Below are 21,654 nucleotides of genomic sequence, written 5' to 3'. Positions count from 1 at the left end.
TGGCGGCCGATCTCCTGCACGCTGGCGCCCATCTCCTCGGCCGCCGCCGCCACCGCGCCGACATTCGCCGCCGCCGCCTCGGCCGCCGCGGCCACGGAGGCGGATTGGCCTGCGGTCTGCGTGGCGGTCGCGGTCATCGCCTGGGCGGTGTCCTGGAGCCGGGTCGCGGCGCCCGTCACCGAGGCGACGATTCCGCCGACCACGCCCTCGAACCCGTCGGCCATCTCGCGCATCGCCATCCGGCGCTGCGCCTCGCCGTCGGTCCGGGCCCGCACCTGCTCGGCCTCCAGCGCCGCGGTGCGGACCATGCTCTCCCGGAACACCTGGACCGCGCGGCCCATCGCCCCGATCTCGTCCCGGCGCCCGAGGGCGGGCACCGGCGTCGCGGTGTCGCCGCCGGCGAGGCGGTGCATCGCGGCGGTCATGCGCGCGAGGGGCCGGCTCACCGCGAGGACAAGCATCAGCGCTGCCCCGGCGGCGAGGAGCGCGGCGGCACCCAGGAAGGCCAGCATCTGCGCCCGGGTGCGCCCGTAGGCCGCCTCCGCGGCCCAGCCGCTCTCGGTCGCCGCGGCTTCGGTGCGATCGACGAGCGTCAGCAGCGTGGCGATGACGTCCCGGATCGCGTCCGACATCGTGGTGTTGTAGAGTTCGAGCGCACCGGCCCGGTCGCCGTCCCCGGCGCGCCGGAACGCCTCGGCCTGGAGGTCGAGATAGGTCCGCCACCGGCGATCGAACGCCGCGGACAGGTCCCGCATCTCGGCGGTGACGGGCAGGCGGCCATAGGCGTCGCGCGCCGTGGCGAGCTCCTCCACGCGCTGCCGCATCGAATTCGCCGCGTCCTCGCGCTGCCGGTCGGTGCGGGCGGCGATCAGGCGGCTGCCGTTGACCCGGATCCGCAGGGTCAGGGCCTGGATCCGCCCGATCACCTGGGTGGTGGGAAGCGCCCCGTCGCGCAGGTGCGCGATCGCCGCCTGCTGCGTCCGGGCCTGATGGAACGCCAGGGCGCCGAGCCCGACCATCAGCGCGACCATTACCGCGAAGCAGCCGATCAGCTTGGTGCGGATCGAGAGCCCGTTCAGCATCATAATTCAACCTTGCGCGACTGCGGAAACATATTTCAATACTGTGGATAGTCGCGAGATTACGCTTAAGGGCGATTTAATGCCGGCGGCCCGCCATCCGGCCCGAGGGCGTCGCGGACGGGCCCGGACCCGCCGCGCGGCGGGGCGGGGACCGCTCGCGGACGGCATCCTGCAGCCTCTCGCGACATTCCGCTTGCATCCGGGCCGGCGATCCGGCTAGAGAGCGGTCGCGCCGCGGCGCTGCAGGAGTGTAGCTCAACTGGTCAGAGCACCGGTCTCCAAAACCGGGGGTTGGGGGTTCGAGTCCCTCCACTCCTGCCAGGGACCGCGAGCCGACCGGAGCCTCCGCCCTCACCGGCAGATCTCCGATAACAATCCGTCCGGGCCAGTCGACAAGCGCACGCAACTGCGCTAGACGCTGCGCCCATCCCAGATCGAACAGGCGGCTATGCGGGCCGGGGGTGATCCTTCAGCTCGCGCGCCGTCGTTGGTTTCGAGCGCATCGGTTGTCCGAGCCATGGCATCGAACGAAGCGACGAAGAAGATGGACCTCGGGCGCAACGCCTCCCGCAGCACGCCGCCGGCCCGCGGCGGCGGCTCGACGCCGACCCCGCCCGCGCGTCCGGCGCAGAAGCGCGTCGGCCCGTTCGAGTTCCTGCAGCAGGTGCGCGACGAGGGCCGGAAGGTCACGTGGCCTACCCGCAAGGAGACCCTGGTCACCACCCTGATGGTGTTCGTCATGGTGGTAGTGGCGAGCGTGTTCTTCACCGTCGTCGACCAGGTGCTGCGCTACGCCGTGACGCTGGTGCTGGGCATCGGGGCCTGATCGAACAAACGATGACCCGGCACTGCCGGCCCGAACGTGACGGGCCGCGCGCCGGACTGGAGTGAACGCCGTGTCGAAGCGCTGGTACATCGTCCACGCCTATTCGAACTTCGAGAACAAGGTCGCGCAGTCGATCAAGGACCAGGCGGCGCAGCGCGGCCTGACCGAGAAGTTCGACGAGGTCATGGTGCCGACCGAGAAGGTCGTGGAGGTGCGCCGCGGCCGCAAGGTCGATGCCGAGCGCAAGTTCTTCCCCGGCTACGTGCTGGTGAAGTGCGACCTCACCGACGAGGTCTACCACCTCATCAAGAACACCCCGAAGGTCACGGGCTTCCTCGGCGCCGACAAGTCGAAGCCGGTGCCGATCCCGGACGCCGAGGCCGAGCGCATCAAGGGCCAGGTCCAGGAAGGCACCGACCGCCCGAAGGCCTCGATCTCCTACGAGGTCGGCGAGCAGGTCCGCGTCGCGGACGGCCCCTTCGCCTCGTTCAACGGCGTCGTCGAGGAAGTCGACGAGAGCCGTTCCCGCCTCAAGGTGGCGGTCTCCATCTTCGGCCGGGCGACCCCGGTCGAACTCGAATACGGTCAGGTCGAGAAGCTCTGATCGTCATCGGCGGACCTGCCGGGAACCGCACGGGGCGCGGCAGCGCGTCCCGTGCGTCCCGTTCCTGAACGGTCCGCCCCTCACCCGCGGAAGGCCCGCCCGGCAACGCCTCCGGGAGCCCGGGCCGCACCGCGACCTGCAACCGCCCTCATCAGTCAGGGCTACTCTGGGAGCAGTCCCATGGCGAAGAAGATCACGGGCTACGTGAAGCTTCAGGTCCCGGCCGGCGCCGCCAACCCGTCGCCGCCGATCGGTCCCGCGCTCGGTCAGCGCGGCCTCAACATCATGGAATTCTGCAAGGCCTTCAACGCGAAGACCTCGCAGATCGAGAAGGGCACCCCGATCCCGGTGATCATCACCGCGTATCAGGACCGCTCCTTCACCTTCGAGATGAAGCAGCCCCCGGTCTCGTTCTTCCTCAAGAAGGCGGCCGGCATGAAGATCGGTAAGAAGCCGGCCTCCGGCTCGAAGACCCCCGGCAAGGGCGCGCCCGCCGGCAAGATCTCCGAGGCGCAGATCCGCGAGATCGCCGAGAAGAAGATGCCCGACCTGAACTGCGATTCGGTCGATTCCGCCGTCGCCATGATCCGCGGCTCCGCCCGCGCCATGGGTCTCGAGATCACCGCGTAAGGGGAGGGCGACATGGCACAGACAGGCAAGCGCATCCGCTCCGCCCGCGAGGGCATCGAGGTCACCAAGCTCTATCCGCTCACCGAGGCGGTGAAGCTGATCAAGGAGCGGGCCAAGGCCAAGTTCGACGAGACCTTCGAGGTCTCGATGAATCTCGGCGTCGATCCCCGCCACGCCGACCAGATGGTCCGCGGCGTCTGCAACCTGCCGAACGGCTCCGGCCGGACCGTGCGGGTGGCGGTGTTCGCCCGCGGCCCGAAGGCCGACGAGGCGCGGGCCGCCGGTGCCGACATCGTCGGCGCCGAGGACCTGCTCGAGACGATCCAGGGCGGCACGATCGACTTCGATCGCTGCATCGCCACCCCGGACATGATGCCGCTGGTCGGCCGCCTCGGTAAGGTGCTGGGCCCGCGCGGCCTGATGCCGAACCCGAAGGTCGGCACCGTCACCATGGACGTGAAGGGCGCCGTCGCCGGCGCCAAGGGCGGCTCGGTCGAGTTCCGCGTCGAGAAGGCGGGCATCGTCCATGCCGGCATCGGCAAGGTCTCGTTCGACGAGCAGAAGATCGTCGAGAACATCCGCGCCTTCGCGGACGCCGTCGCCAAGGCGAAGCCCGCCGGCGCCAAGGGCACCTACATCCAGCGCATCGCCGTCTCCTCGACGATGGGCCCGGGCGTGAAGGTCGATCCCTCGAGCGTGCTGGTCGCCGCCGGCGCCTGAGCCGACGCGACTGTCGCGATACCGAACTGAAACGCCCGGTCCGGCAACGGACCGGGCGTTTCGCTGTCCGGGGCCGGACAGGGCCCGGGGACCGCCCGGAACCCGGTTTCCGACGCGGCGGCATCTCGGCGTTCCGCCCGGTGCCGCGCTGCGGCGAAAACCTAACCCAAGGGGCAGCCAACCGGCGCCGCTGTGCTACATACGGTGCCATGCGCAGCACCGTCCCGGTCTCCTCCTCGCGACGCATCCTCTGCGTCTTCCCCGCCTACACGCCCTCGTTCGGCACCTTCTCGCACGCCTATCCGCTGATGGGCGGCGTCAAGGCCTTCATGCCGCCGCAGGGGCTCCTGGTGATCGCCGCCTACATGCCGGAGGCATGGGAGGTGCGATTCATCGACGAGAACATCGCTCGGGCCGGTCCCGAAGATTTCGCCTGGGCCGACGCGGTGTTCGTGTCGGGCATGCACATCCAGGAAGGCCAGATCCACGAGATCGGCCGGCGGGCGCACGCCGCCGGCAAGGTCGCGGTGCTCGGCGGCCCCTCGGTCTCCGGCGCGCCGGAGAAGTACCCGGATTTCGACTATCTCCACCTCGGCGAGATCGGCGACGCCACCGACGCGCTGATCCGGCGCCTCGACGAGACCGCGGCGGTGCCGTCCGAGCCGGAGCGCTTCGAGACCGCGGACCGCCTCGCGCTGGCCGACTTCCCCGCCCCGGCCTACGAGCGGGTGCCGCTCAAGCGCTACCTGATCGGCTCGCTGCAATTCTCCTCCGGCTGCCCCTATCGCTGCGAGTTCTGCGACATCCCGCAGCTCTACGGCCGCCAGCCGCGGCTCAAGACGCCCGAGCAGCTCTGCGCCGAGCTCGACGCCATCGTGGCGCAGGCCGCGCATCCGGCGGTGGTCTACTTCGTCGACGACAACTTCATCGGCAACCGCAAGGCGACGCGGGAGATGCTGCCCCACCTGGTGGAGTGGCAGAAGCGGAACAATTTTCCGCTCCAGTTCGCCTGCGAGGCGACGCTGAACATGGCCAAGCAGCCCGAGATCCTCGAGCTGATGCGCCAGGCCAACTTCATGACCGTGTTCGTCGGCATCGAGACGCCGGAGGCGGACGCGCTCAAGGGCATCGACAAGACCCACAACGCCGCCGTGCCGATGTACGAGGCGATCGAGACCCTGAACTCCTACGGGCTCGAGGTCACCTCCGGCATCATCCTCGGCCTCGACACCGACTCGGACAAGTCCGAGCAGAACCTGATCGACTTCATCGACCGCTCGGCGATCCCCGTCCTCACCATCAACCTGCTCCAGGCGCTGCCCAAGACCCCGCTCTGGGACCGGCTCGAGCGCGAGGGGCGGCTCGTCCACGATGCCAGCCTCGAATCCAACGTGCTGTTCAAGCGACCGCACGACGAGGTGGTGGGGTCGTGGCGCCGGGCGATCGCGCATGCCTATTCGCCCGAGCACTTGTTCGAACGTTTCAAGCGCCAGTGCGACGTCACCTACCCGAACCGGATCACCACGCCGACCGCCGGCAAGCTGACGCTGACCAACCTGCGCCGCGGGCTGATCCTCGGGTTCAACATCATCACCCGGGTCGGCCTGCTCTCCGATTATCGCCGGCCGTTCTGGCGCGCCGCGGCCTACGCCCTCAAGCGCGGGCAGATCGAGGCGGTGTTCAACATGGGCTTCGTCGCCCACCACCTGATCCGCTTCACCCGCGAGGCCCTGCGCGGCGAGCACAACGCCTCGTTCTACGCGGCGCAGGACAAGGCGAAGGCCGAGGCCGCCGCGAGGGGAGGGGCCCGGCAGGCGGCGTGAGGTGGTAACGGCTCCCGGCCGGAGCGGTCGGGAGCCGTGTCAGCGCCGATTCCAGGCGCGATAGATGTTGTCGTGCGGGCCAACATCGACCGCCTCGAAGGCCTCATCGTCGAGCCGGCGCAGGATGATCCGATCGCCACTCCCAGGATCGATGATGTGATACCCGGACGCTCCCGCCAGGGACCGAAAATCAAGGCTCGGCAGGATCGGGTCGCGCATGAACTTGGAAAGCGCCCAGGCCGCCGCCTTCTGCCGATGCGGCGGCAAGCTCTTCGACGCCTTGATGAAGGCCGGTGTCGGCGTGACGGTGCGGCTCACGCTAAGGCCGACAGCAGGTAAGCCTCCAGAGCGTCGGGGTCGTCGAAGGCGGGGCCACCCCGCGCGTCCGCATCGAGCTCGGCTCGGACGGCGCGCAGGAACAGCGCGAAATCCTGGGCCTCGCGGTAGTAACCGTATGCGAGGGCCATCAGCCTGGCGACATTTCCTCGAACGAGGTCCTGGTCCCCCGGCCTGGCACTCGCCACGTCTTGCTCGCCCCAACGTTCCATGCGCCGCAGGCGTCGAGCCTCGCTGCGAAGATGGCGTTCGTAGCCGTCGATCACCGCGGTGAGCGCCTGCAAGTCGGGTCGACCGGATTCCGTCCCCGTCATCTGCCAGAGCGCGGCCCGAACCTTCAGCCCCTCCTCGCGCCAGGCGGCGGCCGATGCCTCGCTCTCGGCCAGGAAACGGTTGTAGCTTTCGTCGGCGGCGCCTCTGCCCATCGCGACCGGCGCCGGGCCGACGATGGCGGGCGGCTGCCAGGTCAGGTGATGCAGCAGGTCCAGCAGAGCGGCGTCAGCCATGGCACTCCCCTTTACGGACACCCTTACCACCCTGACGGTCGCAATCCCAATCCCCGGTAGGAAGCCCTTGCTAGGGAGGGGCGACAGGCACGAACATGCAGCGGGAACCGTGTGTTAGAAATCCGCCCCTGCGACCGAATTTCCTCGTGCCGGGCACTTGGCAGGCGGCTTGCACGCCGCTATAGACCCGGCTCCACGTTTCCCAGATCGAAAGGACTCGGCCGGTCGGCCGGTCCTGGAGAGAGGTCCCCGGGCAACCGGGTGACCAAAGTGGCCGGAAGGGTTCAGGGGGCAACCCCTCGCGCCCCGTCCGGCCATGTCCTGTCCGAGACTGCAGGCGCCGGCATCCGCCGGCTTAAACCGCAAAGCCTGCACAGACGGGGAAGACCGAGTTTCACCGTCCCACGGCCGTTCCGGCCGGCGGGACGTCGGTTTGAACCATCTCGCCCGAGGCGAGGGACCCGACCGGTCCTTGGCATCGGGGGCAGGGCCGTGAAGCGTCGTTCAGGACGTCGCGGTCTTCAGCGAAGGCCCCGGCTCATCCTGGGCGGCAACTGCAACCGGCGGGGCCCATCCGGGTTCCGCCAACCGGAGAGAGCCAAGGTGGACAGAGCAGCAAAAGCTGATCTCGTCTCGACGCTCAACGGGGTGTTCACGAGCACCTCCGTCGTCGTCGTGGCCCACTACAAGGGCCTCACGGTCGCCGACATGCAGAAGCTGCGCTCGCAGATGAAGCAGGCCGGCGCCACCGTGAAGGTCGCGAAGAACCGCCTCGCCAACATCGCTCTCGAAGGCACGGACGTCGCCTCCATCCAGCCCCTCCTGAAGGGCCCGACCCTGCTCGCCTATTCGAGCGATCCGGTCGCGGCCGCGAAGGTGGCGGTGGACTTCGCCAAGGCCAACGAGAAGCTGGTCATCCTCGGCGGAGCCATGGGGACGACCGCCCTGAACGTGGACGGCGTGAAGGCCCTGGCCTCGCTGCCGTCCCTCGACGAACTGCGCGCCAAGATCGTGGGCCTTGTCCAGGCTCCCGCGACCAAGATCGCCCAGGTCGTCAACGCGCCGGCCGCCAAGCTCGCGCGCGTGTTCGGGGCCTATGCCAAGACCGGCGACGCCCAGACCGACGAAGCGGCCTGACCGGCTGTTCGAGACCAAACCGTTCAAACCGACAACATCAGGAAGTGAAAAATGGCTGATCTTGCCAAGCTCGTCGACGACCTGTCCTCGCTGACCGTTCTCGAGGCTGCCGAGCTCGCGAAGATGCTCGAGGAGAAGTGGGGCGTCTCGGCGGCTGCCGCCGTCGCCGTCGCCGCCGGCCCGGCCGGTGGCGCCGCTGCCCCGGCCGCCGAGGAGCAGACCGAGTTCACCGTTGTCCTGGCTTCGGCCGGCGACAAGAAGATCGAGGTCATCAAGGAGGTCCGCGCGATCACCGGTCTCGGCCTCAAGGAGGCCAAGGACCTGGTCGAGGGCGCCCCGAAGCCGGTCAAGGAGGGCGTGTCCAAGGACGACGCCGCCAAGCTCAAGGCCCAGCTCGAGAAGGCCGGCGCCAAGGTCGAGCTCAAGTAAGCTGGTGGCGGGCCTTCCGGCCCGCCGCGAGCCCCGGACGGCCACCCGGCCGCTCCGGGGCACCCAGCCCGCGGGCCCCGTGCCCGCGGGCTATGGTCGCTTCGGCGCACCCCCTCGGGATCCAGGGCAAGGATCCCCATATGTATTTCGAGGATCGCGGGCGGCCGGTGCACGGGCGGTCCGCGCGGTCACGGCAGGTCTGATGCGGGCTCGATTCGGCCAGCGTCCCACCGGGGCCGTATAAGCGGTGGATGAGGAGCGAGGTCAACCCATGGCCAACACGCTGGTCGGTCGCAAGCGCATTCGCAAGTTCTTCGGCAAGATTCGGGAAGTCGCCGAGATGCCGAACCTCATCGAGGTCCAGAAGGCGTCATACGACCAGTTCCTGATGGTGGACGAGCCCGAGGGCGGGCGCGCCGACGAGGGCCTGCAATCGGTCTTCAAGTCCGTTTTCCCGATCTCCGACTTCTCCTCGACCGCGCTTCTCGAGTTCGTCAAGTACACCTTCGAGCAGCCGAAGTACGACGTCGACGAGTGCCGCCAGCGCGGCATCACCTTCGCGGCCCCGCTGAAGGTGACCCTGCGGCTGATCGTGTTCGATGTCGATCCCGATACCGGCGCCAAGTCGGTCAAGGACATCAAGGAGCAGGACGTCTACATGGGCGACATGCCCCTGATGACGGAGAACGGCACCTTCATCGTCAACGGCACCGAGCGCGTCATCGTCTCGCAGATGCACCGCTCGCCGGGCGTGTTCTTCGACCACGACAAGGGCAAGACCCATTCCTCGGGCAAGCTCCTGTTCGCGGCGCGCATCATCCCGTATCGCGGCTCCTGGCTCGACGTCGAGTTCGACGCCAAGGACATCGTGCACGCGCGCATCGACCGCAAGCGCAAGATCCCCGTCACCTCGCTGCTCTTCGCGCTCGGCCTCGACGGCGAGGAGATCCTCTCGACCTTCTACAACCGCGTCACCTATGTCCGTGACGGGCACGACTGGCGCGTGCCCTACGACGCCGAGCGGCTGAAGGGCTTCAAGGCCTCGACCGACCTGATCGACGCCGAGTCGGGCGAGGTGGTGCTCGAGGCCGGCAAGAAGCTGACCGCGCGCGCCGCCCGCCAGATCGCCGAGAAGGGCGTGAAGGCCCTGCGCGCCACCGACGAGGACCTGATCGGCCAGTACATCGCCGAGGACATGGTCAACTACAAGACCGGCGAGATCTACGCCGAGGCCGGCGACGAGATCAGCGAGAAGGTCCTGAAGGGCCTGACCGACGTCGGCATCGGGGAGATCCCGGTCCTCGACATCGACCACGTCAACATCGGTCCCTACATCCGCAACACGCTGGCGGTCGACAAGAACTCGGCCCGCGAAGGCGCGCTGTTCGACATCTACCGGGTGATGCGCCCGGGCGAGCCGCCGACGCTCGAGACCGCCGAGGCGATGTTCCACTCGCTGTTCTTCGACGCCGAGCGCTACGACCTCTCGGCCGTCGGCCGGGTGAAGATGAACATGCGCCTCGACCTCGATGCGGCCGACACCGTGCGGACGCTGCGGCGCGAGGACATGCTGGCGGTCGTGAAGGCGCTGGTGGACCTGCGCGACGGCAAGGGCGAGATCGACGACATCGACCACCTCGGCAACCGCCGGGTGCGCTCGGTCGGCGAGCTAATGGAGAACCAGTACCGTCTGGGCTTGCTTCGCATGGAGCGCGCCATCAAGGAGCGGATGTCCTCGGTCGACATCGACACCGTGATGCCGCAGGACCTGATCAACGCGAAGCCCGCGGCGGCCGCGGTGCGCGAGTTCTTCGGCTCGTCGCAGCTGTCGCAGTTCATGGACCAGACCAACCCGCTCTCCGAGGTGACGCACAAGCGCCGCCTCTCGGCGCTCGGCCCGGGCGGCCTGACCCGCGAGCGCGCCGGCTTCGAGGTGCGAGACGTGCACCCGACCCATTACGGCCGGATCTGCCCGATCGAGACGCCGGAAGGCCCGAACATCGGCCTGATCAACTCGCTCGCCACCTTCGCCCGGGTGAACAAGTACGGCTTCATCGAGACCCCGTTCCGCCGCGTGCGCGACGGCGTGGTCACCGACGAGGTCGCCTACCTGTCCGCCATGGAGGAGGCGAAGTACCACGTCGCCCAGGCCAACGCGGTGATGGACGAGAACCGCAAGCTCACGGAGGACCTGGTGGTTTGCCGGCGGGCGGGCGAGGTGATCGTCGTCGGCCCCGAGCGCGTCGACCTGATGGACGTGAGCCCCAAGCAGCTCGTGTCGGTCGCCGCGGCCTTGATCCCGTTCCTCGAGAACGACGACGCCAACCGCGCGCTGATGGGCTCGAACATGCAGCGCCAGGCGGTGCCGCTGGTTCGCGCCGACGCGCCCTTCGTCGGCACCGGGATGGAGGCGGTGGTCGCGCGCGATTCGGGTGCCGCGATCGGCGCCCGGCGCGCGGGCATCATCGACCAGGTCGATGCGACCCGTATCGTCATCCGCGCCACCGACGAGGCCGACGCCTCGAAGCCCGGCGTCGACATCTACCGGCTGCAGAAGTTCCAGCGCTCGAACCAGTCGACCTGCATCACCCAGAAGCCGCTCGTGCGCGTCGGCGACGTGGTGAAGAAGGGCGACATCATCGCCGACGGTCCCTCGACCGAATTCGGCGAGCTGGCGCTCGGCCGGAACGTGCTCGTCGCGTTCATGCCGTGGAACGGCTACAACTTCGAGGACTCGATCCTGCTCTCCGAGCGGATCGTGAAGGATGACGTGTTCACCTCGATCCACATCGAGGAATTCGAGGTAATGGCCCGCGACACCAAGCTGGGTCCGGAGGAGATCACCCGCGACATCCCGAACGTCTCGGAGGAGGCGCTCAAGAACCTCGACGAGGCCGGCATCGTCTATATCGGCGCCGAGGTCCACGCGGGCGACATCCTGGTCGGCAAGATCACCCCGAAGGGCGAGAGCCCGATGACGCCGGAGGAGAAGCTCCTGCGCGCCATCTTCGGCGAGAAGGCCTCGGACGTGCGCGACACCTCGCTCCGGGTGCCGCCGGGCGTCACCGGTACGATCGTCGAGGTGCGGGTGTTCAACCGCCACGGCGTCGACAAGGACGAGCGCGCCCAGGCCATCGAGCGCGAGGAGATCGAGCGCCTCGCCAAGGACCGCGACGACGAGCAGGCGATCCTCGACCGCAACACCTACGCGCGTCTCGGCGACCTCCTGGTCGGCCAGTCGCCGGTGGCCGGGCCGAAGGGCTTCAAGAAGGAGACCACGCTCACCCGCGAGCTCCTGGCCGACTACCCCCGCTCGCAGTGGTGGCAGTTCGCCGTCGTCGAAGACCGTCTCATGACCGAGATGGAGGCGATGCAGAAGCAGTACGACGAGTCGAAGAAGCGCCTCGAGCAGCGCTTCCTCGACAAGGTCGAGAAGCTGCAGCGCGGCGACGAGCTGCCCCCCGGCGTCATGAAGATGGTCAAGGTCTTCGTGGCGGTGAAGCGCAAGATCCAGCCCGGCGACAAGATGGCGGGTCGGCACGGCAACAAGGGCGTGGTCTCGCGCATCGTGCCGATCGAGGACATGCCGTTCCTGGAGGACGGCACCCACGCCGACATCGTGCTCAACCCGCTCGGCGTGCCGAGCCGGATGAACGTCGGCCAGATCCTCGAGACGCATCTGGGCTGGGCCGCCGCGGGCTTGGGCCGGCAGGTCTCGCAGGCCGTGGATGCGTACCTGCGCACCCACGACGTCGAGCCCCTGCGCGAGCGGATGAAGGCGATCTACAGCGAGTCCGAGCTGGCCGGCCTGTCCGACCAGGAACTCGCCGAGGTCGGCAACAACCTGCGCCGCGGCGTCCCGATGGCGACCCCGGTGTTCAACGGCGCCAAGGAAGCCGACATCGAGACGATGCTGGAGATGGCGGGTCTCGACCGCTCGGGCCAGTCGACGCTCTACGACGGGCGCACCGGCGAGCCCTTCGACCGCAAGGTCACGGTCGGCTACATCTACATGCTGAAGCTGCACCACCTGGTGGACGACAAGATCCACGCGCGCTCGATCGGCCCCTACTCGCTCGTCACCCAGCAGCCGCTGGGCGGCAAGGCGCAGTTCGGCGGCCAGCGCTTCGGCGAGATGGAGGTGTGGGCCCTCGAGGCCTACGGCGCCGCCTACACGCTGCAGGAGATGCTGACGGTGAAGTCCGACGACGTCGCCGGCCGCACCAAGGTCTACGAGGCCATCGTGCGCGGCGACGACACCTTCGAGGCGGGCATCCCGGAGAGCTTCAACGTGCTGGTGAAGGAGATGCGGTCGCTCGGCCTCAACGTCGAGCTCCTGTCCTCCAAGCGCGCGGCCAACGACCAGCTCGAGGCGCCTCCCGAGGCGGCCGAGTAAGCTCGTCCCGACCCCATCCCGACCACGGCGGCGGGGCCCTCACACCGAGGGCCCCGGCCGCCAAACCCGTTTCCCTCAGACGGTGGCCCCGGCCCGGCCCTTCGCGGCGCCCCGTCAGCCAAGGAGCAGATCATGAACCAAGAGGTCATGAATCTTTTCAACCAGCAGGCTCAGCCTCAGAGCTTCGACCAGATCAAGATCTCGATCTCGTCGCCTGAGAAGATCCTGTCCTGGTCCTACGGCGAGATCAAGAAGCCCGAGACGATCAATTATCGCACGTTCAAGCCCGAGCGTGACGGCCTGTTCTGCGCTCGGATCTTCGGGCCGATCAAGGATTACGAGTGCTTGTGCGGCAAGTACAAGCGCATGAAGTACAAGGGCGTGATCTGCGAGAAGTGCGGCGTCGAGGTCACCCTCGCGCGCGTCCGCCGCGACCGCATGGGCCATATCGAGCTCGCCGCGCCCGTCGCCCACATCTGGTTCCTGAAGTCGCTGCCGAGCCGCATCGGCCTTTTGCTCGACATGGCGCTCAAGGACCTCGAGCGCATCCTGTACTTCGAGTCCTACGTCGTCATCGAGCCGGGCCTCACCCCGCTGAAGGAGCGCCAGCTCCTGAGCGAGGAGGAGTATCTGCGCGCGCAGGAGGAGTACGGCGAGGACAGCTTCACCGCCATGATCGGCGCGGAGGCGATCCGGCGCATCCTGCAGGAGCTCGACCTCGACAAGATCGCGGCCGACCTGCGCGAGGAGATCGCCACCACCACCTCCGAGCTGAAGCCCAAGAAGCTGCTCAAGCGCCTCAAGATCATCGAGGCGTTCCAGCTCTCGGGCAACCGCCCGGAATGGATGATCCTGACCGTCGTTCCGGTGATCCCGCCGGACCTGCGTCCGCTCGTGCCCCTCGACGGCGGCCGCTTCGCGACCTCTGACCTCAACGACCTCTACCGCCGCGTCATCAACCGCAACAACCGCCTCAAGCGGCTGATCGAGCTGCGCGCGCCCGACATCATCATCCGCAACGAGAAGCGGATGCTGCAGGAGGCGGTCGACGCGCTGTTCGACAACGGCCGGCGCGGCCGCGTCATCACGGGCGCCAACAAGCGCCCGCTGAAGTCGCTCGCCGACATGCTGAAGGGCAAGCAGGGCCGGTTCCGCCAGAACCTGCTCGGCAAGCGCGTCGACTATTCCGGCCGCTCGGTCATCGTGGTCGGCCCGGAGCTGAAGCTGCACCAGTGCGGGCTGCCGAAGAAGATGGCGCTCGAGCTGTTCAAGCCGTTCATCTACGCGCGCCTCGACGCCAAGGGCTTCTCGGCGACGGTGAAGCAGGCGAAGAAGCTCGTCGAGAAGGAGAAGCCGGAGGTCTGGGACATCCTGGACGAGGTGATCCGCGAGCATCCGGTGATGCTGAACCGGGCGCCGACGCTGCACCGTCTCGGCATCCAGGCCTTCGAGCCGAAGCTGATCGAGGGCAAGGCGATCCAGCTGCACCCGCTGGTCTGCGCCGCGTTCAACGCCGACTTCGACGGCGACCAGATGGCCGTGCACGTCCCGCTGTCGCTCGAGGCGCAGCTGGAAGCGCGCGTCCTGATGATGTCGACGAACAACATCCTGCACCCGGCCAACGGCGCGCCGATCATCGTGCCGTCGCAGGACATCGTGCTCGGCCTCTACTACCTGTCGATCGTCGCCGACGGCTCGCCGGGCGAGCACAAGCCGAACGACCCGAAGAACCCGATGAAGGGCGTGTTCGGCGATTTCGGTGAGCTCGAGCACGCGCTCGCCGCCCGCACCGTGACGCTGCACACCAAGATCAAGTGGCGCTGGAAGGGCCTCGATTCGGACGGCAACGAGGTCACCCGGATCTACGACACCACGCCGGGCCGCGTGATCCTGTCGAGCGTCCTGCCGCGTCACAAGCGCGTTCCCTTCGACGTCGTCAACAAGCTGATGACGAAGAAGGAGATCTCGGCGATGATCGACACCGTCTACCGCCATTGCGGTCAGAAGGAGTCGGTGATCTTCTGCGACCGGATCATGGGTCTCGGTTTCATCCACGCCTTCCGCGCCGGCATCTCGTTCGGCAAGGACGACATGGTGGTGCCGGACAACAAGTGGTCGATCGTCGACGAGACCCGCGCGCTCGTGAAGGACTACGAGCAGCAGTACCAGGACGGCCTGATCACCCAGGGCGAGAAGTACAACAAGGTCGTGGACGCCTGGGCCAAGTGCTCCGACCGTCTCGCCGGCGAGATGATGAACCGCATCTCGTCCGTGCAGAAGGACGAGCACGGCGCCGACAAGCAGGTCAACTCGATCTACATGATGAGCCACTCGGGCGCCCGTGGCTCGCCGGCCCAGATGAAGCAGCTCGCGGCGATGCGCGGCCTGATGGCCAAGCCCTCGGGCGAGATCATCGAGACGCCGATCATCTCGAACTTCAAGGAAGGCCTGGACGTGCTCGAGTACTTCAACTCGACGCACGGCGCCCGGAAGGGCCTCGCCGATACCGCGCTCAAGACCGCCAACTCGGGCTACCTGACCCGCCGCCTCGTCGACGTGGCGCAGGACGCCGTCATCCGCGAGGTGGATTGCGGCACCGAGAACGGCATCCGGATGCGCGCGATCATCGATGCCGGCCAGGTCGTCGCCTCGCTGGCGACCCGCATCCTCGGCCGCGCCACGGCCGAGGACCTGGTCGCCAACGACGGCACGATCATCGTCGCCAAGGGTGAGACGATCGAGGAGAAGCACCTCGAGCCGATCACCAAGGCCGGCATCCAGGAGGTGAAGATCCGCTCGGTCCTGGTCTGCGCGACCCGGAACGGCGTCTGCGCCACCTGCTACGGGCGCGACCTCGCCCGCGGCACGCCCGTCAACATGGGCGAGGCCGTCGGCGTCATCGCGGCGCAGTCGATCGGCGAGCCGGGCACCCAGCTCACGATGCGCACCTTCCACATCGGCGGCGCGGCCCAGATCGCCGACTCGTCCTTCATCGAGTCGAGCTTCGAGGGCACGGTGCGGATCCGCAACCGCGGCCTCGCCCGCAACTCGGACGGCGACCTGATCGCCACCGGCCGCAACGTGGCGGTGGTGATCGTCGGGCCGGACGGCGCCGAGCGGGCGGTCCACCGCCTGCAATACGGCGCCCGCGTCCGGGTCGACGAGGGCGACGCAATCAAGCGCGGCCAGCGCATCGCCGAGTGGGACCCCTACACCCGGCCGATCCTGACCGAGATCGACGGCATCGTCGCCTACGAGGACCTGATCGACGGCCAGTCGATCACCGAGACCACCGACGAGTCGACCGGCATCGCCAAGCGCGTCGTCATCGACTGGCGCGGCTCGGCGCGGACGGCGGACCTGCGGCCGGCGATCGCGGTCCACGACCAGAACGGCCGGGTGCAGAAGCTGCCGCGCGGCTCGGACGCGCGCTCGATCCTGCCGGTCGAGGCGATCATCGGCGTCGATCCGGGCACCCGGGTCAAGGCCGGCGACATCCTCGCCCGCGTCTCGACCGAGAGCGCCAAGACCCGCGACATCACCGGCGGTCTGCCGCGGGTGGCGGAGCTGTTCGAGGCGCGCCGGCCGAAGGACGCGGCGATCATCGCCGAGAAGTCCGGCACGATCTCGTTCGGGCGCGACTACAAGAACAAGCGTCGCCTGAGCCTGACCCCGCACGACGGCTCCGAGCCGGTGGAGTACCTGATCCCGAAGGGCAAGCACATCCACCTGCAGGACGGCGACGTGGTCGAGCTCGGCGACTTCATCGTCGACGGCAACCCGGCGCCGCACGACATCCTGGCGATCAAGGGCGTCGAGGAGCTCGCCGCCTACCTCGTCAACGAGATCCAGGAGGTCTACCGGCTGCAGGGCGTGTCGATCAACGACAAGCACATCGAGGTCATCGTCCGGCAGATGCTGCAGAAGGTGGAGATCACCGACGGCGGCGATTCCGAGATCCTGACCGGCGACCAGATCGACCGGATGGAGCTGGCGGAGATCAACGAGCAGCTGCTCGCCGAGGGCAAGAAGCCGGTCCAGGGCGTCCCCGTCCTGCTCGGCATCACCAAGGCCTCGCTGCAGACCCGCTCGTTCATCTCGGCGGCCTCGTTCCAGGAGACCACCCGCGTCCTCACCGAGGCGGCGGTCAACGGCAAGGTCGACAACCTCGAGGGCCTGAAGGAGAACGTCATCGTCGGCTCGCTGATCCCGGCGGGCACCGGCGCGATGATCGCCGACATCAAGTCGATCGCGCGCCGCCGCGACGGCCTGATCATGGCCCAGAAGTCTGCCGAGAGCGGCGCGGCGGTGGCCGAGCAGCTGCCCGCCGCCGAGTAGGCGAGGGGGGTCGATCACGGCGGGCGTGCGCGCCCGCCGAGGCGGAACGAGGCCGGCGCTCCCCCCGCGGGGGCGCCGGCCTTTTCGCGTAAGCAGCCAAGCTTTAAGGGAAAGTTTCCGCTTGACGTCCGGCGGACGAGCCCGTAATAGCCCCTCCTACTGAACGGCTGGCCGTAGGCGACAGCTGATCGACGTGCCCCTCGTGCCTCGATCCAAGTCTCCTAAACGCGACCGAACTTCAACCGACTGACACGTGTCAGACCGGCATGATCGCTGGGGCTTTGCTCCCGGTGGTCCTCTGCTCGCATGGCGCGCCAAAGGCTGGTTTCAGCCTGGGGCGCGATTTGCGTTGCGCTTCTCCCCAGAAGCGACGGTCGTTCAGACGAGATTTGGGAAACGACGGTCGCCAGGACGGCGATGCGTTGCGAGAGGAATGGCATGCCGACGATCAACCAGCTGATCGCCAATCCGCGGAAGGCGCAGAAGGCCCGCAACAAGGTGCCGGCTCTCGATGCCTGCCCGCAGAAGCGCGGCGTCTGCACCCGCGTCTACACCACGACCCCGAAGAAGCCGAACTCGGCGCTCCGCAAGGTCGCCAAGGTCCGCCTGACCAACGGCTTCGAGGTCATCGGCTACATCCCGGGCGAGGGTCACAACCTTCAGGAGCACTCCGTGGTGATGATCCGCGGCGGCCGCGTGAAGGATCTTCCGGGCGTGCGCTACCACATCCTGCGCGGCGTGCTCGACACCCAGGGTGTCAAGAACCGCAAGCAGCGCCGCTCGAAGTACGGCGCCAAGCGTCCGAAGTAAGGCGCGACCAAGCGGACCGGTACCTTATCGCCTGTCCCGCAAGGATGCCGCCGACCGATTGGTTCGAGGCGGCCTGCGCGGGGCACAACAGTTGATTTTTAGAGCTTACGAACGGAGCGAGCGATGTCCCGCCGCCACAGCGCCGAGAAGCGCGAGATCATTCCCGACGCCAAGTACGGCGACATCGTCCTCACCAAGTTCATGAACTCGGTGATGTACGAGGGCAAGAAGTCGGTCGCCGAGACCATCGTGTACGGCGCGTTCGACATCATCGAGGCCCGCGCCAAGGCGAACCCGATCGAGGTGTTCCGCGCCGCGCTCGACAACGTCGCCCCGGCGATCGAGGTCCGCTCCCGCCGCGTCGGCGGCGCGACCTACCAGGTCCCGGTCGAGGTCCGCACCGAGCGCCGCCAGGCGCTGGCGATCCGCTGGCTGATCCAGGCCGCCCGCTCGCGCAACGACCGCACCATGGTCGAGCGCCTGTCGGCCGAGCTGCTCGACGCCGCCAACAACCGCGGCAACGCCGTGAAGAAGCGCGAGGACACCCACCGGATGGCCGAGGCCAACCGGGCCTTCTCGCACTACCGCTGGTAAACGCTGCCTCGCCGCCGCCCGCTTGGAGCGGCGGCCCCCTTCTTCAGGAGCCCCCCGATGCCCCGCACGCACGCGATCGAGGACTACCGCAACTTCGGCATCATGGCCCACATCGATGCGGGCAAGACCACGACGACCGAGCGGATCCTCTACTACACCGGCAAGTCCCACAAGATCGGCGAGGTCCATGAGGGCGCCGCCACCATGGACTGGATGGAGCAGGAGCAGGAGCGTGGCATCACGATCACCTCGGCTGCGACCACCTGCTTCTGGCGCGACAAGCGCCTGAACATCATCGACACCCCCGGCCACGTCGACTTCACCATCGAGGTGGAGCGCTCGCTCCGCGTGCTCGACGGCGCCGTCTGCGTGCTCGACGGCAACCAGGGCGTCGAGCCCCAGACCGAGACGGTGTGGCGCCAGGCCGACAAGTACGACGTGCCGCGCGTCGTGTTCGTCAACAAGATGGACAAGATCGGCGCCGACTTCTTCAAGTGCGTCGCCGACATCATCGACCGCGTGGCCGGCAAGCCGGTCTGCCTGCAGCTGCCGATCGGCGCCGAGAGCTCGTTCAAGGGCGTCATCGACCTGATCAAGATGAAGGCGATCGTGTGGTCGGGTGAGGCGCTCGGCGCCAACTACGCCGAGGAGGAGATCCCGGCCGACCTCGCCGACCAGGCTGCGGAGTACCGCACCAAGCTCGTCGAGGCCTGCGTCGAGATGGACGACGACGCGATGACCGCCTACCTGGACGGCAACGAGCCCGACCAGGACACCATGCGCCGCCTGGTCCGGACCGCGGTGCAGCGCCGCGCCTTCCACCCGGTGCTGTGCGGCTCGGCGTTCAAGAACAAGGGCGTGCAGCCCCTGCTCGACGCGGTCGTCGACTACTTGCCGTCTCCCGCCGACCGCGGCGAGATCAAGGGCATCGACTTCAAGACCGAGGAAGAGGTCGTCCGTCGCCCGCTCGACTCCGATCCCTTCTCCATGCTCGCCTTCAAGATCATGGACGATCCCCACGTCGGCACGATCACCTTCTGCCGCGTGTATTCGGGCAAGATCGATTCGGGTGCGAACGTCATCAACTCGACCCGCGACAAGAAGGAGCGGGTCGGCCGCATGCTCCTGATGCACGCGAACAACCGCGAGGACATCAAGGAGGCGTTCGCCGGTGACATCGTGGCGCTCGCGGGTCTCAAGGACACCCGCACCGGCGACACGCTGTGCGACCCGGTGAAGGCCGTGATCCTCGAGAAGATGGAGTTCCCGGAGCCGGTCATCGAGATCGCCGTCGAGCCCAAGTCCAAGGCGGACCAGGAGAAGCTCGGCATCGCGCTCTCGAAGCTCGCCGCCGAGGATCCGTCCTTCCGGGTCTCGACGGATCAGGAGTCGGGCCAGACCATCCTGAAGGGGATGGGCGAGCTCCACCTCGACATCAAGGTCGACATCCTGAAGCGCACCTACAAGGTCGAGGCCAATATCGGCCAGCCGCAGGTCGCGTACCGGGAGAAGCTGACGAAGCGCACCGAGATCGACTACACCCACAAGAAGCAGACCGGTGGTACCGGCCAGTTCGCGCGGGTGAAGTTCGTGGTCGAGCCGAACGAGCCGGGCGCCGGCTATGCGTTCGAGTCGAAGATCGTCGGCGGCTCGGTGCCCAAGGAGTACATCCCGGGCGTCGAGAAGGGCCTCAACAGCGTTCTGACCGCCGGCATCCTGGCGGGCTTCCCGGTGGTCGACATCAAGGTGGAGCTGATCGACGGCGCCTACCACGAGGTCGACTCCTCGGCGCTGGCCTTCGAGATCGCCTCGCGGGCAGCGCTCCGCGAGGCTCTGCAGAAGGGTGGCTCGGTCCTGCTCGAGCCGGTGATGAAGGTCGAGGTCGTGACCCCGGAGGACTATACCGGTTCGGTCATCGGCGACCTGAACTCCCGGCGCGGCCAGATCCAGGGCCAGGACATGCGCGGCAACGCCAACGTCATCAACGCGATGGTGCCGCTCGCCAACATGTTCGGCTACGTGAACCAGCTGCGGTCCTTCACCCAGGGCCGCGCGAACTTCACGATGCAGTTCGACCACTACGAAGAGGTCCCGCGCGGCGAGGCCGAGAAGGTGGTTGCCAAGTACGCCTGATGGTCTCGGCCCGCTGATGGGCCGGATCACGGTTCCGGCGCCCGCTACGGCGGGTGCCATTCAAGACTATCTCGCATTCGATCGACGGAGTTTTGGCGATGGCCAAGGAAAAGTTTTCGCGGACGAAGCCGCACTGCAACATCGGCACCATCGGTCACGTTGACCATGGCAAGACGTCACTGACCGCGGCGATCACGAAGGTGCTGGCGGAGTCGGGCGGCGCGACGTTCACGGCGTACGACCAGATCGACAAGGCTCCTGAGGAGAAGGCGCGCGGGATCACAATCTCGACGGCGCACGTCGAGTACGAGACGCCGAACCGTCACTACGCGCACGTCGACTGCCCTGGTCACGCCGACTACGTGAAGAACATGATCACGGGCGCGGCGCAGATGGACGGCGCGATCCTGGTGGTGTCGGCGGCGGACGGCCCGATGCCGCAGACCCGCGAGCACATCCTGCTGGCGCGCCAGGTCGGCGTTCCGGCTCTGGTGGTGTTCATGAACAAGGTCGACATGGTCGACGATCCGGAGCTTCTCGAGCTGGTCGAGCTCGAGGTGCGCGAGCTTCTGTCGAAGTACGACTTCCCGGGCGACGACATCCCGATCACCAAGGGCTCGGCGCTGTGCGCGCTGGAGAACCGCGAGCCGAAGATCGGCCACGAGGCGATCCTCGAGCTGATGAAGACGGTGGATGCGTACATCCCGCAGCCGGAGCGTCCGATCGACCTGCCGTTCCTGATGCCGATCGAGGACGTGTTCTCGATCTCGGGCCGCGGCACGGTGGTGACGGGTCGGGTCGAGCGCGGGATCGTGAAGGTGGGCGAGTCGGTCGAGATCGTGGGCATCCGCCCGACGACGACGACGACGGTGACCGGCGTCGAGATGTTCCGCAAGCTTCTGGACCAGGGCCAGGCGGGCGACAACGTCGGCGTTCTGCTTCGCGGCACGAAGCGCGAGGACGTTGAGCGTGGGCAGGTGGTGTGCAAGCCGGGTTCGGTGAAGCCGCACACGAAGTTCAAGGCCGAGGCGTACATCCTGACGAAGGAGGAGGGCGGCCGCCACACGCCGTTCTTCACCAACTACCGCCCGCAGTTCTACTTCCGGACGACGGACGTGACGGGGGTGTGCCAGCTTCCCGAGGGCACCGAGATGGTGATGCCGGGCGACAACGTGACGATGGACGTGACGCTGATCGTGCCGATCGCCATGGAGGAGAAGCTGCGCTTCGCCATCCGCGAGGGCGGCCGCACCGTCGGCGCCGGCGTCGTCGCCTCCATCACCGAGTAAG

Annotated in this window: 16 protein-coding genes and 1 tRNA gene; 14 read left to right on the top strand and 3 right to left on the bottom strand. The window is 67.7% G+C overall.

Annotated features, from left to right (window positions below):
- Positions 1–1,085, bottom strand: a 1,085-nt coding sequence (locus tag A5481_RS35510; RefSeq protein ID WP_156655672.1) for an MCP four helix bundle domain-containing protein, incomplete at its 3' end; no start/stop codon positions are given.
- 241 nt (positions 1,086–1,326) lie between these two features.
- Here A5481_RS35510 and A5481_RS30190 point away from each other — a divergent pair.
- The 6 genes from A5481_RS30190 (at position 1,327) to A5481_RS30165 (ending at position 5,685) form a co-directional block, all read left to right on the top strand.
- Positions 1,327–1,403: transfer RNA gene (locus A5481_RS30190), tRNA-Trp, on the top strand.
- Between the two features lie 196 nt (positions 1,404–1,599).
- On the top strand, positions 1,600–1,908 hold the full coding sequence (secE, locus tag A5481_RS30185; protein WP_048435102.1) for a preprotein translocase subunit SecE: 309 nt from the start codon (positions 1,600–1,602) through the stop codon (positions 1,906–1,908).
- A 70-nt stretch (positions 1,909–1,978) separates the two neighbouring features.
- Positions 1,979–2,512: a transcription termination/antitermination protein NusG gene (gene nusG / locus A5481_RS30180; RefSeq protein WP_048435103.1), complete on the top strand. Its 534-nt coding sequence runs from the start codon at positions 1,979–1,981 to the stop codon at positions 2,510–2,512.
- A gap of 180 nt (positions 2,513–2,692) precedes the next feature.
- Positions 2,693–3,142, top strand: coding sequence for a 50S ribosomal protein L11 (gene rplK, locus A5481_RS30175; protein WP_048435101.1), 450 nt, complete (start codon positions 2,693–2,695; stop codon positions 3,140–3,142).
- Positions 3,143–3,154: 12 nt separating this feature from the next.
- Positions 3,155–3,862, top strand: a complete 708-nt coding sequence (gene rplA, locus A5481_RS30170; RefSeq protein ID WP_048435100.1) for a 50S ribosomal protein L1 — start codon at positions 3,155–3,157, stop codon at positions 3,860–3,862.
- A gap of 209 nt (positions 3,863–4,071) precedes the next feature.
- Positions 4,072–5,685, top strand: coding sequence for a B12-binding domain-containing radical SAM protein (locus A5481_RS30165; protein ID WP_048435099.1), 1,614 nt, complete (start codon positions 4,072–4,074; stop codon positions 5,683–5,685).
- Between the two features lie 39 nt (positions 5,686–5,724).
- Here the strand turns inward: A5481_RS30165 and A5481_RS30160 are convergent, their stop codons facing one another.
- Together A5481_RS30160 and A5481_RS30155 are read right to left on the bottom strand one after the other, a co-directional pair.
- Positions 5,725–6,003, bottom strand: a complete 279-nt coding sequence (locus A5481_RS30160) for a hypothetical protein (RefSeq protein ID WP_048435098.1) — start codon at positions 6,001–6,003, stop codon at positions 5,725–5,727.
- Positions 6,000–6,527, bottom strand: a complete 528-nt coding sequence (locus A5481_RS30155; protein ID WP_048435097.1) for a hypothetical protein — start codon at positions 6,525–6,527, stop codon at positions 6,000–6,002. Before A5481_RS30155 ends, A5481_RS30160 begins: the two co-directional genes overlap by 4 nt.
- Positions 6,528–7,130: 603 nt before the next feature.
- Here A5481_RS30155 and rplJ point away from each other — a divergent pair.
- The 8 genes from rplJ to tuf all read left to right on the top strand — a co-directional run bounded on the left by rplJ (position 7,131) and on the right by tuf (position 21,653).
- Complete coding sequence (rplJ, locus tag A5481_RS30150; RefSeq protein ID WP_048435096.1) at positions 7,131–7,664, top strand: 50S ribosomal protein L10; 534 nt, start codon at positions 7,131–7,133, stop codon at positions 7,662–7,664.
- Positions 7,665–7,715: 51 nt separating this feature from the next.
- Positions 7,716–8,093 carry a 50S ribosomal protein L7/L12 gene (gene rplL / locus A5481_RS30145; protein ID WP_048435095.1) on the top strand — a complete coding sequence of 126 codons (378 nt, stop codon included), beginning with the start codon at positions 7,716–7,718 and terminating at the stop codon, positions 8,091–8,093.
- Positions 8,094–8,364: 271 nt separating this feature from the next.
- The gene (rpoB, locus tag A5481_RS30140; RefSeq protein ID WP_048435094.1) at positions 8,365–12,489 is read left to right on the top strand and encodes a DNA-directed RNA polymerase subunit beta; all 4,125 of its coding nucleotides are present in this window, start codon (positions 8,365–8,367) and stop codon (positions 12,487–12,489) included.
- 132 nt (positions 12,490–12,621) lie between these two features.
- Complete coding sequence (gene rpoC, locus A5481_RS30135; protein WP_048435093.1) at positions 12,622–16,827, top strand: DNA-directed RNA polymerase subunit beta'; 4,206 nt, start codon at positions 12,622–12,624, stop codon at positions 16,825–16,827.
- Between the two features lie 438 nt (positions 16,828–17,265).
- On the top strand, positions 17,266–17,637 hold the full coding sequence (gene rpsL, locus A5481_RS30130) for a 30S ribosomal protein S12 (RefSeq protein WP_048429408.1): 372 nt from the start codon (positions 17,266–17,268) through the stop codon (positions 17,635–17,637).
- 123 nt (positions 17,638–17,760) lie between these two features.
- A complete protein-coding gene (gene rpsG, locus A5481_RS30125; protein WP_048435092.1) occupies positions 17,761–18,231 on the top strand; it encodes a 30S ribosomal protein S7 in 471 nt (156 codons plus the stop codon).
- A 57-nt stretch (positions 18,232–18,288) separates the two neighbouring features.
- Positions 18,289–20,364, top strand: coding sequence for an elongation factor G (gene fusA / locus A5481_RS30120; protein WP_048435091.1), 2,076 nt, complete (start codon positions 18,289–18,291; stop codon positions 20,362–20,364).
- Between the two features lie 98 nt (positions 20,365–20,462).
- Positions 20,463–21,653: an elongation factor Tu gene (tuf, locus tag A5481_RS30115; RefSeq protein ID WP_048437545.1), complete on the top strand. Its 1,191-nt coding sequence runs from the start codon at positions 20,463–20,465 to the stop codon at positions 21,651–21,653.
- Position 21,654 lies beyond the last annotated feature (1 nt).

The sequence above is a fragment of the Methylobacterium platani genome (assembly GCF_001653715.1).
In the GTDB taxonomy this organism is placed as follows: Bacteria; Pseudomonadota; Alphaproteobacteria; order Rhizobiales; family Beijerinckiaceae; genus Methylobacterium; species Methylobacterium platani.
Note: the sequence above shows the minus strand (reverse complement) of the source record. Positions and strands in the feature narration are given on the sequence as shown.